Below are 15,375 nucleotides of genomic sequence, written 5' to 3' on the forward strand. Positions count from 1 at the left end.
TAATTATTATTTATTTTATTGTACCCTTATTGTTTGAACTAAGATGCGTAGGATTTTTCACTTATTGTTTATTTTCAATGGTGTTCAAGAGGGCTTCGCCGTTAAAGGATGACAGGATTTTTTACTAATCTCTAATCTCCAGCCTCTGATCACTAACTTAAAAGTCCTCATCCAGCGAAAACGCTTTATTGTCCTGGCCGTTTAACACACCACTTTTCTGGTAATCCCCAACCCTTTTTTCAAAGAAATTGGTTTTGCCCTGCAGGCTGATCATTTCCATAAAATCAAACGGATTGGATGCGCCATAAAACTTATCGTAGCCCAGTTCGCCCAGCCACCTGTCGGCTACAAATTCAATATACTGGCTCATTAATTTCGAGTTCATCCCGATTAAGTTTACCGGCAATGCGTCGATAATGAATTCTTTTTCAATTTCAACAGCGTCGGTGATGATAGCGGTTACGGCTTCCTGCGAAAGCTTATTATCCAGCATTTTGTATAGCAAGCAGGCAAATTCGCAGTGCATGCCTTCATCGCGCGAGATCAGTTCATTACTGAAGGTTAATCCCGGCATCAGGCCGCGTTTCTTCAACCAGAAGATGGAGCAAAAGCTGCCTGAGAAAAATATCCCCTCAACAGCTGCAAAAGCCACCAGGCGTTCAGCAAAACTTCCGTTATTGATCCAGCGCAGCGCCCATTGTGCTTTTTTACCAACACAGGGAACGGTATCAATGGCATGGAACAAACGGTCTTTTTCTGTCGGATCCTTGATATAAGTATCTATCAGCAGCGCGTAAGTTTCTGAATGGATATTCTCCATCATGATCTGGAAACCATAAAAACAACGCGCTTCGGGCAATTGCACCTCGCTCATAAAGTTTACGGCCAGGTTTTCGTTAACTATCCCATCGCTCGCGGCAAAGAAAGCCAGCACATGCGAAACAAAATGTTTCTCGCCTGTACTCATGCCTTCCCAGTGTTTCATATCATCACCAAGATCTATCTCCTCCGCCGTCCAGAAACTCGCTTCGCACTTTTTGTACATCTCCCAGATCGCAGGATATTTGATCGGTAAAATAACAAAGCGGTCTTTGTTCTCTCTTAGTAATAATTCGGTCTCTTCCATTTAAGCTGTATTTTATTGCAAGCCTTTTTGCTATCCTTTTGTTTTTTAACGCTACCCGTTAGCCGACGACTTTCCCTTAGCCTTAGTTTTAACAACCGTGATAAATATTGATCACTCTAATGCTTTAACTCCCTGCTCACCAATCTCTGCCAAACTAATTTTTTATTTTTTCCGGTCACTACAGATGTACATAGTGTCCTTTATTTCAATACGATCCCGGGGTACCGGAGACCGCTAAAAAGCGTTGCAAGAACTTATATCAAATATAGGAGAAGCATTTTTACGGTGATAGCTTAAGTTTTAAACATCAGCTATAAGTTATACACAATCCACTTTATCAATTAGTAATGAGCAGATTAGTGCCTTTTTAACCTACCCGTTTTTAGTCCGATGTTAATATTGCGTTAACAACTTCTTAACCTAAAAATCAGGTAAAAAACAGGGCCAAAACCGCCAAAAAACAGCCATTATTCAGCAGGAACAAACTTCATGGATACTGAGTTTACGCAGTGCCTTACATTTTTGGGTGTTAAATACTCACCCTCAAAAACGTGCCCTAAATGCGCGCCGCAGTTGGCGCAGACAATCTCAACCCGCCTGCCGTCGGCATCCGGCACACGCTTTACTGCGCCTTCAATCTCGTCGTCAAAGCTTGGCCAGCCGCAGTGCGATTCGAATTTTGATTCGGAAGTATACAGCGGCGTATCGCACCTTTTGCATACATATAAACCCTGCGCCTTGTTGTTTAATAAAGCACCGGTAAATGGCCTTTCAGTGCCTTTGTATAATATTACCCGTTCTTCGTCGGGTGTTAATATGTTGTATTCCATTTTTAATTAGTGAATTAGTGAATGATTGAATTAGTGATTAGGGTAATCAACTTACTCCTGGCACCATCAACTTTCCGACTTTCGGCTTTCTATTTATCTCAATATACGGGTATTTTCCGGGCAAAAAAAGGCCAGTTTTGGATATTTACCTGACCCTGACATTACTGCCGGTAATGGTTTGCCTTAATGTTTTGAGCTGCAAGGCTTACCGTTTCGGCGATGCGTTTTTGGCGGGTGGCAACTTGTTTGGCGTTGCTGATCCATTCGAGGATAATTTTTTGAGACGAACGTGAAAATGATTCAAAATTCTTCATGGCTTCCGGATTTGCTTCAAGGGCGGCTTTCAGATCCTCCGGTACGATTTCTATCGTCCACCTGGTCGAGTGCATTCCATGTACCGGTTGTTTTAGCCAGTTCAATCATTTCAAGTCCCGCGGACGCCATCAAACCAAGGGCGAGCAAATGTTCTACCTTTTGCTTATTGATTTTACTCCAGTTACTTTTCGGATTCCGTTTGGCAAAAAACTGGTAATAACTTTTTTCGTTACGTTTATTGGGCTTACTATCTATCCAGCCAAAACAAAGCGCCTCTTCTACGGCTTCGTTATAATAAACGCTGGGTACGCCACTGCCTTTGTGGTACATGATCAGCCATACGCTTTTTTCGGATAGATGAAATTCCTGCAACCAGCTACGCCAGGCCTGGCGATCTTTTGCATAGAAGGCATTTTCCTTTTCTTCGGGCATTGTGTTCATGAAAAAAATCACCCTAAAAATAAAAAATTCCGGCCAAAACCCGGACGTTAATTATTGAACTAGTGAGTTAGTGAATTGAAATTTACCAATTATGCCTATTTTCATCCATAACCCAGTATCTTAATCCAAAAATATCATGAAACCTCTTTTGATAAGTTTATTTTTCGCCATTTCGGTACAAACGCAGCCAAAACAGCAGAAAATAATTCTTCCTCCACCGGATGATTATTATCTTAATTCAACAGAAAAATTAAGGTATGCCTTTTTCAAATTCGACTCAAAACGCGATGAATACATTTTTGATAAAAAATCCAAACCGGCTACTTTATCAAAAACTGAGCTCTTAACTATTGAAAAATTAATTGTAAAAGGAGTAGGAGTTTACAATAAAAGCAGAAGTGGTAAATACAATATGATTAAAAAGCCGGAAAAATATTTTAAGCAGTTTATTGCAATAACAAATACCAAAGGCGAAAAAGAAGTTTGGGTTAATTGCTGTTGTGCGGTGATGCACAAATCATGGAAAACACATATCCAACAAACCAGCGACGGTGGAAGTTGTTATTTTACCATCAAAATCAATCTGACAAAAAACAAGGCCACTAAACTCAATGCCCATGGTCTCGCATAGATAAAATAAAAAATCCCGGCCAAAACCAGGATTTTTTTAATTATTTAAATAAAAACCTTTCAGCTTTTACCTTTAAGCTTTCACCTTTTTTAGTTCCTCTGCCATTGCCGCGCCAATTTCAGCAGGAGATTCTACCACGCGGATGCCGCATTCGCGCATAATTTTCATTTTGGCTGCTGCGGTGTCATCGGCTCCGCCAACTATGGCGCCGGCGTGGCCCATGCGGCGTCCCGGAGGCGCTGTTTGGCCTGCTATAAAGCCAACCACAGGTTTGGTACCGTTTGCTTTGATCCAGCGCGCCGCTTCGGCTTCCATACCGCCGCCAATTTCGCCGATCATAATGATACCGTGGGTATCCGGGTCGTTCATCAACAGCTCAACCGCTTCTTTGGTTGGGGTACCGATGATCGGGTCGCCGCCAATACCAATGGCAGTGGTGATGCCCATACCGGCTTTAACCACCTGGTCAACCGCTTCGTAAGTTAAAGTACCTGATTTGGATACTACGCCTACATGGCCTTTTTTAAAGATAAAGCCCGGCATAATACCGATCTTGCTCTCGTCAGCCGTAATGATCCCCGGGCAGTTAGGGCCGATCAAACGGCTATCCCTGCCTTTTAAATATTCTTTCACCATGATCATATCCTTTGTAGGGATCCCTTCGGTGATACATACAATTACTTTAATACCTGCTTCGGCCGCTTCCATAATGGCATCGGCAGCAAATGCAGGGGGCACAAATATGATAGATACATCGGCGCCTGTTTTTGCAACCGCGTCGGCTACGGTATTAAATACAGGCCTGTCAAGGTGGCTCTGGCCGCCCTTACCCGGCGTAACACCGCCAACCAACTGGGTACCATACTCAATCATCTGCGATGCATGGTAAGTACCTTCGTTACCTGTAAAACCCTGAACTATAACTTTGGAATCTTTATTTACGAGTACGCTCATTGTGCTTTTTGAATTTGTAGCGCAAAGCTAAAGTTTTTGACGGAATGTCAAGCCCCCTTGCCCCCTAAAGGGGGAATATTTTTACAATTTGTACAGCTTCGTTCAAAACCATGAAAAAGGCGTACTTTTTTACCAACATGCGAATCAAAAGCTCCCCCTTCAGGGGGCTGGGGGGCTAAATTCCCCTTCACTCTTCGCAATCACAATTGTAGCGATCCCGTTCCCTATCATATTGGTAATGGCCCGCGCTTCCGACATAAACCTGTCTACCCCCAGCAAAATGGCAACGCCTTCTGCGGGAATAATCTTTATGGCCGCAAGCGTGGAGGTTAATATGATAAACCCACTGCCGGTTACCCCTGCCGCGCCTTTACTGGTGATCATCAGAATCCCGATGATCGTTAATTGCTGCACCAGCGTGAGCGGGATATGAAATACCTGCGCCAAAAATATCACCGACATGGACAGGTATATGGTCGTCCCGTCCAGGTTAAATGAATATCCTGCCGGGATCACCAGCCCCACCACCGATCGTGAGCAGCCGAATTTTTCCATTTTATCCATCATGGCCGGCAATACGGATTCCGATGAGGATGTTCCCCATACCACCAGGATCTCTTCCTTAATAAAAGCCAGGTATTTCCATAAACTGAACTTATACAGGTAGCAAATAAGGTTCAATACACCGAAGATGAAAAAAATGGAAGTAAGGTAAACGGAACCCATCAATATGCTCAATGGCTTGAGTGTTTTTAGGCCGAACGTACTGATGGTATAGGCCATCCCACCGAAAGCGCCGATGGGTGCCACACGCATCACCATGTGCATGATCTTAAAAAACACCTTGCTGAATTTATCAAATAAGCTGATCACCGTTTGCCCGGTTTCGCCCAGGTGGCTGAGCGCAAAGCCAAACAATATCGCAAAAAACAGGATCTGCAAAATGTCGCCCTTTGCAAACGCTTCAAATATATTGGGTGGTACTATATGGGTTAAAATATCCAGCCAGTGCATATCTGCAGCGGCTTTTTGGTAAACCGCCAGTTTGGAGCTATCTGCAGCAATTTTACTTACAAAGCCATCGCCGGGCCTTAAAATATTGGCGACGATCATCCCGATAACCAGGGCGCTGGTACTTACGATCTCAAAATAAAGCAACGCTTTGCCCCCTACCCGGCCCACTTTCTTCATATCACTCATACCGGCAATGCCCAATACGATGGTAAAAAAGATGATCGGCGCGATGAGCATCGTGATCAAACTGATGAAAGTCTGGCTGATGATTTTTGCCGTCGGCCCAAAGGTGGGGAAGCAAAAACCAACGATTACGCCTAACAGGATGCCTGCCAGTACCTGGAAATTAAGATTGGTAAGGAGTTTCTTCATGCAAAACAAGTATACAATTAAATATAAATATTTTGCAGCTGTGCCTCATTTAATTAACGCTGCGGGCGCTTACCCCGTGAAAAACAATCAGCGCAAAGCCGCAACGCCAAGCAGAAATGTGAGCAATTTAATATCGAATAAAGAATGTCGAATAATGAACACCAAAGTCTTAACTTCATTATTCTGTATTCGACATTCGGTGTTCAATATTAATATCCTTAAATTAACATTTATGTCGATCAAAGGGGCGTTACTATCCCCGTAAGCAGGTTAACCCTATAATTTTTGCCGCCGGTACTTATCTCCGCCTGGTGATTTCCTAAAAATGTTATGGTTCCGGTGGTGGCGGTTTGCACGCCATCAATAGGGCCGCCCGGGAGGTTGTTATATTCAAAGTTGTAAAAGGTGGACGTGCCTGAAACAACATCCGGCACACTGCCGGAAACATCCACAATCAGGCCCAGCAATTTAAACCCACTGTAAAAATAATCGAACCCGAGCGTTACCTGCCCTTTTAAAACGCGGTAATTATGCGAAGAATAATTATAGCCATTCATCGATACCGTTTTATAGGTTTTATCCAGGGCCTGCACTTTATAATCCTGGGCAACGGTGTAAGGCGCGTTGAACGCTGCGCCTGAGTAAGTATTGGTAATGCTGTCACGCACGATATAACCATCGGGGATATCGGCACTGCAGGTATATACAAAATGAAAGTTACCTGTATAGTTGATGGACGTGTCGGTGGCGGTTTGGTTATAATTATAGCTGGTATCAATAGTAAAACCGCATAACGGGCTCATGGCAAATGTGCTGAAAGAAAGGGCGTTTTTATTTCCGGTAAGGTTTACAGGCGCCTTGATACCGTTTTTAACGTTGGCGCCGCCATATTGCCCCGTTATTGATTTATACAGATCAACGGCTATCCGGCCGCTGAGCGCGGCATAATCGGTTTTGCTTTTTACAACCGTTGTTTCGTTTTTTTTACATGACAAATAAACAACAGAAAGGGCCGTAAAAAGAAGGGTTAGCTTTAGTACAGGTTTCATTACAAATTGGATTTCGGTTTTTTGTACTTTGCGATGCAAATACCCCGCCAATGCAATAAAAAACACACCGGCACGGGAGCCTGCGAAACAAGTTGACAGGATGAAGCAGCGCTAAAACAATGGTGGAAATAATTTATCGTCTAAATATAAAAAAAACCTTCCCCGTATTTACAGAAAAGGCTCTTTTTATTGTTTTTTTATTTTGGTATCAGCTTACTGCGCCGGTTTGCAGGTTTACGTTATATGCTTTACCATTAATAGTTACAGCCGCCATATGGTTGCCAAGGAAGGTAATGGTGCCCTGGTAGTTCCACACGCCTTTAGGGCCACTTCCGCTGGTGTTAAAAGTAGCCGTGCCAGCAATAACATCGCCGGCAGCGGGGCTAAAAATAACCGATGTAAGCGTATAGTTAAATACTTCGGTACCGCTCCTTTTTGTACCCGTATTGTACTGGTAACTTCCGTTTGAGGCCAATGACCCGTTAAGCGATAAATTTGCATTTTGGTTTAATGGATTTGCACTCAAAAGCGTTAAATTTTCGGCAACTTTATAATTCAGGTTAAGCGTAGGGCTTGTTAAACTGATAGTAATATTATCATTAGTGGTGAAGCCTGAAACCACGTTATTTACGCAGGAGAAACTAAACTTAAATGTTCCGGAGATAGTGGCCGATCCGCCGTTTGCTGCGCCGGTATAGCTCATGGTGGTATCAATTAACAAACTGCAATCGGGGTTGGTTAAGCTTTGCTGCACTTTCCCTTTGGTGTGTACCGCAAATGAGGTTGGCGAACTTAAACCGCCGGAAATATCTACACCCAAGCCGCCAAATAACGACTGATCGATATTTAAGGCCACCTGGCTGGCAACTTCCTGGGGCGCCAATTGCGGATCGGACGTCGTTTTTGCTGCTTTTTTACATCCTGAATAAACGATTGCCGTCCCGGCAAGTACCAGTACAATAGAACGTAGTTTTATTTTCATGATAAGATTATTAATTTCTATACAAATGTATTAAAGATAAATTTAATAAAACAGGTAAATCATCCATAAAAAAGCTCCCCTCAAGTTATCAAAGGGAGCTTCTGTTGATATTTAAGGTTTAAATAGTTGTTGATATTTTTCCGGTAAGCAGGTTTACATAGTAGATGCTATCGTAGTAGTCAACTTTAGCCATGTGGTTGCCTAAGAAAGTAAGCGTACCATACAGGGCATAAGCAGTAGTACCACTAAGGCCTGTTGCTACAAAAACAGCTTTTCCGCTGGTAATGTCAGGAGGGGTTTGGTCCAGGTGTACCTGCAGGCCTGATAAAGTAAATGAATTATAGGTTAGGCTTTTACCGCCTTTGGCACCGCGGTCAAGTACAATAGTGGCTTGAATCAATCCGTCAACGGTAACCAATGAATTGTTGGGGTTTAAACCGGTAACTTTATAGTTTTGGCTTAAACCATCAATAAAGCTGTATCCCGGTGCGGTACCAACAGTTGTTAAAGTATCCTGTGCGGTGTAGCCTATAGCGCTGCCGTTATTACATACATAATAAAATGAAAGCCCGCCGGTAGTACTGGATTTAATGGTATCGCCAATATTGGTATTGTATGAAATACCATTGTTGATATAAAAACCGCAGGCATAATTGGTGCTGTTTACTTTTACCGTTGATGTTGAATTAGGAACAGAAGGCGTGCTGATACCGTTGTATACGTTAATGCCCCCAAACTGCCCCGTTAATGAATGGTACAGGTTTAAGGCGATTTGGGCGCCGGCGGTTTGTTTAGTGGTGGCGGTAGTAACAGTGGCTGGTTTTGCGCTTTCGCTCTTTTTGCAGGCATTAAATAATACAGCTACGCCAGATAACAATATTATTGCGCTAAGTAATTTAGTTTTCATAAAGTGAGTGGTTTTAAGAGTAATAATTTATCGACAACTAAGTTAATGGATGAAATGCCTTTTTTATCAAAAAATCAAAGAAAAAGGCTAAATAGCACCGAAATTAACCCTAGGGTAAATAATACTTTCCTTATATTAAATATGGGAAAATTCTTCCCCTGTTTATGGTGTTGTTTTTTCTAAATGATTGTCTGTTATTTATTTATAATTTTATCTCATGAGTTCTGTTTACAATTTCCGTCAAATTTCTGGGATGATGGCTTGCTCCGGCCAGCCCTCAGAGGGACAGTTGCCCCTGATTGCCGCGGAAGGCTACCAGGTCATCGTAAACCTGGGATTGGCAGATGGTAAATATGCGCTAAAAAACGAAGGCGCCTTAGTTAAACAGCTGGGGATAACCTATCACCATATCCCGGTTAAGTTTGATGATCCGAAAACCGACGACCTTATAGCCTTTTTCAAACTGATGGATCAACACCCAAACGACAAAACGCTGGTGCATTGCGCTGCCAACTACCGGGCATCGGCATTTACCGGCCTTTATCTTTTTTCAACCGGCCGGCTTAACGAAGATGAAATGCTTTCCTTTATCGAAGATGTATGGCAACCTGATGCCGTTTGGCAGCAATTTATTGAGGATAGTGCCGATTTTATAAAAGAGCATAGGTTTTAACATTACAACCTTCCAACTTTTAAACATTACAACATACTTCAACACCTTACAACCTTTCCAACTTATTCCAACCAAATCACTACCAAACTAATAGGGATTTTCTTAATTTCGCAGCCTCACACGCCTTTTATATAAAATGGATTACCAATTTAAAGATATAGAGAAAAAATGGCAGCAGTTTTGGGCTGATCACCAAACGTTTAAAGCTGAAGACAAAACGGCCAAACCGAAGTACTATGTGCTTGATATGTTCCCCTATCCTTCAGGAGCAGGTTTACATGTTGGCCATCCGCTGGGCTATATCGCATCGGATATTTTTGCACGTTATAAAAGGCTGAAGGGGTTTAACGTATTGCACCCGATGGGATACGACAGCTTTGGGTTGCCTGCCGAACAATATGCCATACAAACCGGTCAGCACCCGGCTATTACTACGGAAACTAATATTGCCACCTATCGCCGCCAGCTCGACCAGATCGGCTTTTCGTTCGACTGGAGCCGCGAAGTGCGTACCAGTTCGCCCGATTATTATAAATGGACGCAATGGATCTTTATGCAGCTCTTCAACTCCTGGTATAATAAGGATGCGGACAAAGCCGAATCCATTGCCAAACTGGTTGAACATTTTGAACTAAACGGCGCTGCCGGCATTAACGCTGTGTGCGACGATGAAATTTTAAGTTTCACCGCAGAGGAATGGAAGGCCAAAAGCCATAACGAGCAACAATCCGAGCTGTTAAAATACCGCCTTACCTACCTGCGCGAAAGCACCGTAAACTGGTGCCCGGCCCTGGGTACCGTTTTGGCGAATGATGAAGTAAAAGACGGTTTTAGCGAACGCGGCGGCTACCCTGTTGAACAGAAAAAAATGATGCAGTGGAGCATGCGCATCACCGCCTATGCCGACAGGCTTTTAAAAGGCCTGGATACCATTGACTGGCCCGAGCCTTTAAAAGAAATGCAAAGGAACTGGATAGGGAAAAGTGTGGGAGCGTCAGTTAGATTTACGATTTCAGATTTACGATTTACGAATGGTGAGAATTATATAGAAGTTTTCACCACCCGCGCAGATACTATTTTCGGAACAACATTTTTAGTGCTTGCTCCCGAACATGAATTGGTGGCATCATTAACTACGCCTGAACAAAAAAGCGCTATTGATGCTTATATCGCGCAAGCAAAAAAGAAATCGGAGTTGGAGCGCATGGCAGATGCTAAAACTGTTTCGGGAGCGTTTACAGGCAGCTTTGCCATTAACCCGGTTAGCGGCGAAAAGGTACAGATCTGGATTGCTGATTATGTTTTGGCGGGCTATGGTACCGGCGCTGTAATGGCCGTACCATCCGGCGATCAGCGCGATTATTTGTTTGCCAAACATTATCATTTGCCGATCATCCCGATCATCGACATACAAAATATCGAAACCGAGGCCGACCCAACCAAGGAAGGGCATTATATAAACTCGGGCTTCATCAATGGCTTAGCATATAAAGAAGCTACTGCGGCCGTAGTTGCTAAATTGGAAGAATTAGGCGCAGGCAAGGCAAAAGTGAATTTCAGGATGAGGGATGCCATTTTTGGCCGCCAGCGTTACTGGGGCGAACCAGTGCCCGTTTATTTTAAAGATGGCCTGCCCTATTTAATTGATGAAAAAGACCTGCCGCTGGTATTACCGGAGGTTGATAAATATTTACCCACCGAAAGCGGCGAACCGCCGCTCGCAAGAGCAACCGGCTGGAACTACAAAATAGCCGCTGACAGTAAAGTCTCTCCGCCATCTGGCGGAGGAGATTTAGAGGGGGCCGGTACGTTCCCCTACGAGCATAGCACCATGCCCGGCTGGGCCGGCTCAAGCTGGTACTGGTACCGGTATATGGATGCCCAAAATGATACAGCCTTTGCTTCGGAAGAGGCCATTGAGTACTGGAAAGATGTTGACCTTTATATCGGTGGCAGCGAACATGCTACAGGGCATTTGTTGTACAGCCGTTTCTGGAACAAGTTTTTGAAGGATATTGGGTTAGTAGTTGAAGAAGAGCCTTTCAAAAAATTGATCAACCAGGGGATGATCCAGGGACGTTCAAGTTTCATTAATAAACTGAACATTGACTTAATTGACGAACAAGGGCAGAAGATTATAGACAATACGAGTAGCGATAATGTTGCTATTTTTTATATTTCCGATGATTTAGTTAAAAAATATAAAAATGATAGAGACTGGATAAAACAATTGGAAAATAATTTAAATGAAAAATATCATTTAAAATTGTCTGAACTAAAAAGAAAGATTTCTTTAGAACATGTGTCTTTCACTCCTTGGCACGTTAATGTTAATTTAGTTAATAACGATATTCTAAATATAGAAGCATTTAAAAAGAGTATTCCCGCAATAGTTATAATACCGAGTTCGTATTCGAAAATGGAGTATTTACTTGCCATTGGGAAATCGAAAAAATGTCGAAATCCAAATTCAACGTGGTAAACCCGGACGACCTGATAGAACGTTACGGCGCGGATACCCTACGCATGTACGAAATGTTTTTGGGCCCGCTGGAACAAAGTAAACCATGGAACACCAATGGTATTGAAGGTGTGTTTAAATTCCTGCGGAAATTCTGGCGCATGTTTCATAATGATGCCTGGGATTTTAAAGTTTCAACCGAAGAGCCAACCAAAGCGGAATTGAAATCGTTGCATAAAATTATCCGTAAAGTGGAGGAAGATGTGGAACGCTTCTCCTTCAACACTTCGGTTTCCAGCTTTATGATCGCTGTAAACGAATTGACAGATCTTAAGTGCAATAAAAGAGCAATCTTACAAGACCTGGTCATCGTTCTTTCGCCCTATGCGCCGCATATCTGCGAGGAATTGTGGACCTTGCTGGGCAACGAAGCCGGTACATTATCCTATGCGCCGTACCCGAAATTTAACCCGGCATACATGGTTGAAGATGAATACGCCTACCCTGTTTCCATCAACGGTAAAACCAAAATGAACCTTAATATTTCATTAAGCCTTGATCCTGCCGCGATTGAAGCTTTTGTATTGGCGAATGCTGACGTGCAGAAATATATGGACCATAAAGCCCCTAAAAAAGTGATCGTGGTTAAGGGAAGAATTGTAAACATTGTTTTGTAGCGCCTCGTCCTGAATTATGAAATGATTGATTACCAGACGATTGCACCGATGCCGCCAAAAAGCAAATTTGATACGTATTGACTATCAACCACTTAGCCAATTACGACAATTTATAAAAAAGTGAAACACACTGATAATGAACATGTTTCACAACGTTCCATTTGTTCCGCGTGGGAAAATGGAACGCTTAGGTTGGTTGTACAGGGGCTTTGCCAGCCTGTCTTTTTTAGCCATACCCGGGATATTTTTTTATGATTTCCCAGGTAAGTGAATCTGCAGGTGGCTAATCGCACAGGAATTTCGACCTGGTTTTCAAGCGATCAAAATATTTATCAACCCCACCGTAACGAATTAATTACAATTACCATATGATGACAAAATAAGCTGATCTGCCTGTAACATTTCAGCTATTTTCGCCTCCAATTAAAAAAATCACACGAAATGAAACGTTTTTATATATTTTTTGCATTCCTGTTTTCTGTAATAACGGCGAACGCCCAGTTTGGCGTCGGCGGCGGTGGGTCAAACATCGTCGGGAAAATATCAGGCACCCTGATTGATTCTATCTCCAAAAAACCGCTGGATTACGCTTCTGTCGGTTTATTCCGGGTTGGCGGCAAAAGCCCATTATCCGGTTCAATAACTGATGCCAAAGGTAATTTCAGAATAGACGGTGTACACCCCGGTAATTATAACCTGGTGATTACCTTTATAGGCTATCCTACAAAAACGGTAGGACCGTTTACTACAACTGATTCAAAACCCGATAAAAACACGGGTGTGATCAATGTTTCGCCGGGCGCGAAAACACTAAAGGAAGTGACCGTTACCGGCCAGGCAAATTTGATCGAAAATCATATTGATAAGATTGTTTATAATGCCGAAAAGGACCTTACCTCAACCGGTGGCAATGCCAGTGATGTTTTGCAAAAGGTTCCGATGGTGTCAGTCGACCTCAATGGTAACGTAGCTGTTCGCGGCGACCAGAATGTTAAAGTACTGATCAACGGAAAACCGTCTGGTGCGACCTCTGCAAGTTTATCGGACGTATTGAAAACCATTCCGGCTGCACAAATCAAAACAATTGAAGTGATCACGAGCCCTTCAGCTAAATATGATGCAGAAGGTTCAGCTGGCATTATAAATATCATCACCAAACAAACCAATATATCGGGTATCAGCGGTTCGGTTAGCGGTGGCTTTGGCACACGTCAAAACAACGGTAACTTCAACCTCAACTATAACAAAAACAGGTTTAGTTTATCTGTGAATACAGGCGGTAACCTAACCTGGCCGCAAACGTCCATCAGTGATTTTAACCAGCATTTTCAATATGGAAATACCAATGTGGCTCAAAGTTCAGACGGCACAAGCCTTGTTAAGCGTTATGGCACCATAAGTTCTGTAACTGCCAGCTACCAGTTTAATGCTTTTAACGATATCACATCAACATTCCGCTACAACAAAGGCGGTTTCAATACAAATTCAAATAATACATCAACCAGGACGGATTACAATCATCCGGATTCAAGCTATTCCTATCTAAGCAATACACTGGGCCATAACTCATTCGGCGGGTTCGACTGGACTATGGATTACACGCACAAGTTTAAAAAAGAAGGCAATAACATCGTATTTTCCGGTGAATGGAGCCACAGTGAGATCATTACTGATTTTACCGACTATTTTACGCCCCAAAAGCTAACCAATGTTAAAAATAATATCGACGGAATAAATAATGAGTATACTTTCCAGGCAGATTATACACTACCGGTTAATAAATTATTAAAGGTTGAAGCCGGTGCAAAAGAGGTGATCAGGCGATTAAGCAGTAATTCTCAGGCTTTTGATCCATCGGGAAATGATTTTGTTTATGACCCGCTTACTTCCAGCGTTTACGACTATAACCAGAACGTTACCGCGGGCTATACCGTGCTTACATTCACCCTGCCGAAAGGGTATTCAATTTTAGCAGGCGGAAGGGTTGAGAACACCAATATTCACGGCGATCCGCAAAGTGCCGGCGAGACGTTTCTAACACCATTTAACAGTGATTACCAGATTTATATACCCAGCTTAACCCTTCAAAAACAAATTTCGTCAACACAAACGATTAAATTAAGCTACAGCAAACGTATAACCAGGCCAAGCCTTCAATTTTTGAACCCCTATGTAAGCCAGACAAATAAACTGGCACAAACGGTTGGTAACGTTGCTTTATCGCCAGAGGTTTCGCAAACAATTGATTTAAATTACAATACCTTCATCAAATCATCATTGCTTAATTTTTCAATTTATTACAGGCATATTGACGGAGTAATTGAAAACATTGCAAACCATATTGTAGTAGATAGTTTAATCGGCACACTTACAAAATACCAGAATGCTGATGTCAACAATTCATTCGGATTTAACTTTTTCACGTCCATAAATCCTATTAAAATATTAACGCTGCGTACCAATATCAACGTTTATACTTATAGCCCTACACCCTATGCACAGTACGCTTACTATTTCACTAATACCGCAACAAAGGTTCAGTATAATATATTTTTAAGTGCGTCTGTCACTTTACCAAAAGACCTGGTAGCCGAATTGTTTGCACTGGAAAATTCGCCAAGGTACACCCTGCAGGGTCAAAGCCCTTCATTCAGCCTGCTTGGATTGGGTGTAAAAAAACAGTTCCTGAACAAAAAGGCTTCAATTGGTATCAATACCCTTGAACCATTTAATAAATATAAAAACTTTAATTCCACTACCACAAGTCCCGGGATTACCCAAACCAGTCATTTTGCGTTCCCGTTCCGATCAGTGGGCTTAACATTTAGCTACAGCTTCGGTAAGTTAAAATTTGCCACCCCGTCGCAAAAGAAGGGTGATGTTGATGAAGAGAAACAAGGCGACCAGGGAATTGGCGGAGCCGGTGGCGGTCGGTAATGTGCA

Annotated in this window: 12 protein-coding genes and 1 pseudogene; 4 read left to right on the plus strand and 9 right to left on the minus strand. The window is 42.7% G+C overall.

Annotated features, from left to right (window positions below; translation table 11 throughout):
• Window positions 1-157: 157 nt before the first annotated feature.
• The 4 genes from MgSA37_RS20005 to MgSA37_RS20015 form a co-directional block, all read right to left on the minus strand.
• The gene (locus MgSA37_RS20005; RefSeq protein WP_096354426.1) at window positions 158-1,126 is read right to left on the minus strand and encodes a ribonucleoside-diphosphate reductase small subunit; all 969 of its coding nucleotides are present in this window, start codon (window positions 1,124-1,126) and stop codon (window positions 158-160) included.
• 467 nt (window positions 1,127-1,593) lie between these two features.
• A complete protein-coding gene (locus tag MgSA37_RS20010) occupies window positions 1,594-1,956 on the minus strand; it encodes a methionine-R-sulfoxide reductase (RefSeq protein WP_096354427.1) in 363 nt (120 codons plus the stop codon).
• 161 nt (window positions 1,957-2,117) lie between these two features.
• A complete protein-coding gene (locus MgSA37_RS29200) occupies window positions 2,118-2,270 on the minus strand; it encodes a YdeI/OmpD-associated family protein (RefSeq protein ID WP_232010693.1) in 153 nt (50 codons plus the stop codon).
• Between the two features lie 16 nt (window positions 2,271-2,286).
• On the minus strand, window positions 2,287-2,703 hold the full coding sequence (locus MgSA37_RS20015; RefSeq protein ID WP_232010694.1) for a YdeI/OmpD-associated family protein: 417 nt from the start codon (window positions 2,701-2,703) through the stop codon (window positions 2,287-2,289).
• Between the two features lie 145 nt (window positions 2,704-2,848).
• Here MgSA37_RS20015 and MgSA37_RS20020 point away from each other — a divergent pair, with 145 nt between their 5' ends.
• Window positions 2,849-3,343 carry a hypothetical protein gene (locus MgSA37_RS20020; RefSeq protein ID WP_096354429.1) on the plus strand — a complete coding sequence of 165 codons (495 nt, stop codon included), beginning with the start codon at window positions 2,849-2,851 and terminating at the stop codon, window positions 3,341-3,343.
• Window positions 3,344-3,415: 72 nt separating this feature from the next.
• On the opposite strand, the gene sucD is transcribed toward MgSA37_RS20020, so the two are convergent.
• From sucD to MgSA37_RS20045, 5 genes are all read right to left on the minus strand, one after another.
• A complete protein-coding gene (gene sucD / locus MgSA37_RS20025) occupies window positions 3,416-4,297 on the minus strand; it encodes a succinate--CoA ligase subunit alpha (RefSeq protein WP_096354430.1) in 882 nt (293 codons plus the stop codon).
• Window positions 4,298-4,456: 159 nt separating this feature from the next.
• Complete coding sequence (dctA, locus tag MgSA37_RS20030; RefSeq protein WP_096354433.1) at window positions 4,457-5,683, minus strand: C4-dicarboxylate transporter DctA; 1,227 nt, start codon at window positions 5,681-5,683, stop codon at window positions 4,457-4,459.
• Between the two features lie 239 nt (window positions 5,684-5,922).
• Window positions 5,923-6,732 carry a hypothetical protein gene (locus MgSA37_RS20035; protein WP_157750656.1) on the minus strand — a complete coding sequence of 270 codons (810 nt, stop codon included), beginning with the start codon at window positions 6,730-6,732 and terminating at the stop codon, window positions 5,923-5,925.
• Window positions 6,733-6,940: 208 nt separating this feature from the next.
• Complete coding sequence (locus MgSA37_RS20040; RefSeq protein ID WP_096354436.1) at window positions 6,941-7,714, minus strand: hypothetical protein; 774 nt, start codon at window positions 7,712-7,714, stop codon at window positions 6,941-6,943.
• Window positions 7,715-7,832: 118 nt separating this feature from the next.
• Window positions 7,833-8,621 (minus strand): hypothetical protein, encoded by a 789-nt coding sequence (locus MgSA37_RS20045; protein ID WP_096354438.1) that lies wholly within the window; start codon window positions 8,619-8,621, stop codon window positions 7,833-7,835.
• A 217-nt stretch (window positions 8,622-8,838) separates the two neighbouring features.
• Between MgSA37_RS20045 and MgSA37_RS20050 the strand changes: the two genes are divergently transcribed.
• The 3 genes and pseudogenes from MgSA37_RS20050 (at window position 8,839) to MgSA37_RS20060 (ending at window position 15,369) form a co-directional block, all read left to right on the plus strand.
• Entirely contained in the window at window positions 8,839-9,294 is a 456-nt protein-coding gene (locus tag MgSA37_RS20050) for a protein tyrosine phosphatase family protein (RefSeq protein WP_096354439.1), read from the plus strand.
• 136 nt (window positions 9,295-9,430) lie between these two features.
• Window positions 9,431-12,432 (plus strand): annotated as a pseudogene (locus MgSA37_RS20055) (leucine--tRNA ligase).
• 441 nt (window positions 12,433-12,873) lie between these two features.
• On the plus strand, window positions 12,874-15,369 hold the full coding sequence (locus tag MgSA37_RS20060) for a TonB-dependent receptor domain-containing protein (RefSeq protein ID WP_096354441.1): 2,496 nt from the start codon (window positions 12,874-12,876) through the stop codon (window positions 15,367-15,369).
• The last annotated feature ends 6 nt before the right edge of the window (window positions 15,370-15,375 follow it).

This window comes from Mucilaginibacter gotjawali, from assembly GCF_002355435.1.
Taxonomy (GTDB): domain Bacteria; phylum Bacteroidota; class Bacteroidia; order Sphingobacteriales; family Sphingobacteriaceae; genus Mucilaginibacter; species Mucilaginibacter gotjawali.

Bases quoted from the DNA above. Each gene is read 5' to 3' on its own strand.
- sucD (WP_096354430.1), bottom strand. From the start codon at position 4,297: ATGAGCGTACTCGTAAATAAAGATTCCAAAGTTATAGTTCAGGGTTTT.
- dctA (WP_096354433.1), bottom strand. From the start codon at position 5,683: ATGAAGAAACTCCTTACCAATCTTAATTTCCAGGTACTGGCAGGCATC.
- MgSA37_RS29200 (WP_232010693.1), bottom strand. From the start codon at position 2,270: ATGAAGAATTTTGAATCATTTTCACGTTCGTCTCAAAAAATTATCCTC.
- MgSA37_RS20050 (WP_096354439.1), top strand. From the start codon at position 8,839: ATGAGTTCTGTTTACAATTTCCGTCAAATTTCTGGGATGATGGCTTGC.
- MgSA37_RS20010 (WP_096354427.1), bottom strand. From the start codon at position 1,956: ATGGAATACAACATATTAACACCCGACGAAGAACGGGTAATATTATAC.
- MgSA37_RS20040 (WP_096354436.1), bottom strand. From the start codon at position 7,714: ATGAAAATAAAACTACGTTCTATTGTACTGGTACTTGCCGGGACGGCA.
- MgSA37_RS20005 (WP_096354426.1), bottom strand. From the start codon at position 1,126: ATGGAAGAGACCGAATTATTACTAAGAGAGAACAAAGACCGCTTTGTT.
- MgSA37_RS20015 (WP_232010694.1), bottom strand. From the start codon at position 2,703: ATGCCCGAAGAAAAGGAAAATGCCTTCTATGCAAAAGATCGCCAGGCC.
- MgSA37_RS20035 (WP_157750656.1), bottom strand. From the start codon at position 6,732: ATGAAACCTGTACTAAAGCTAACCCTTCTTTTTACGGCCCTTTCTGTT.
- MgSA37_RS20045 (WP_096354438.1), bottom strand. From the start codon at position 8,621: ATGAAAACTAAATTACTTAGCGCAATAATATTGTTATCTGGCGTAGCT.
- MgSA37_RS20020 (WP_096354429.1), top strand. From the start codon at position 2,849: ATGAAACCTCTTTTGATAAGTTTATTTTTCGCCATTTCGGTACAAACG.
- MgSA37_RS20060 (WP_096354441.1), top strand. From the start codon at position 12,874: ATGAAACGTTTTTATATATTTTTTGCATTCCTGTTTTCTGTAATAACG.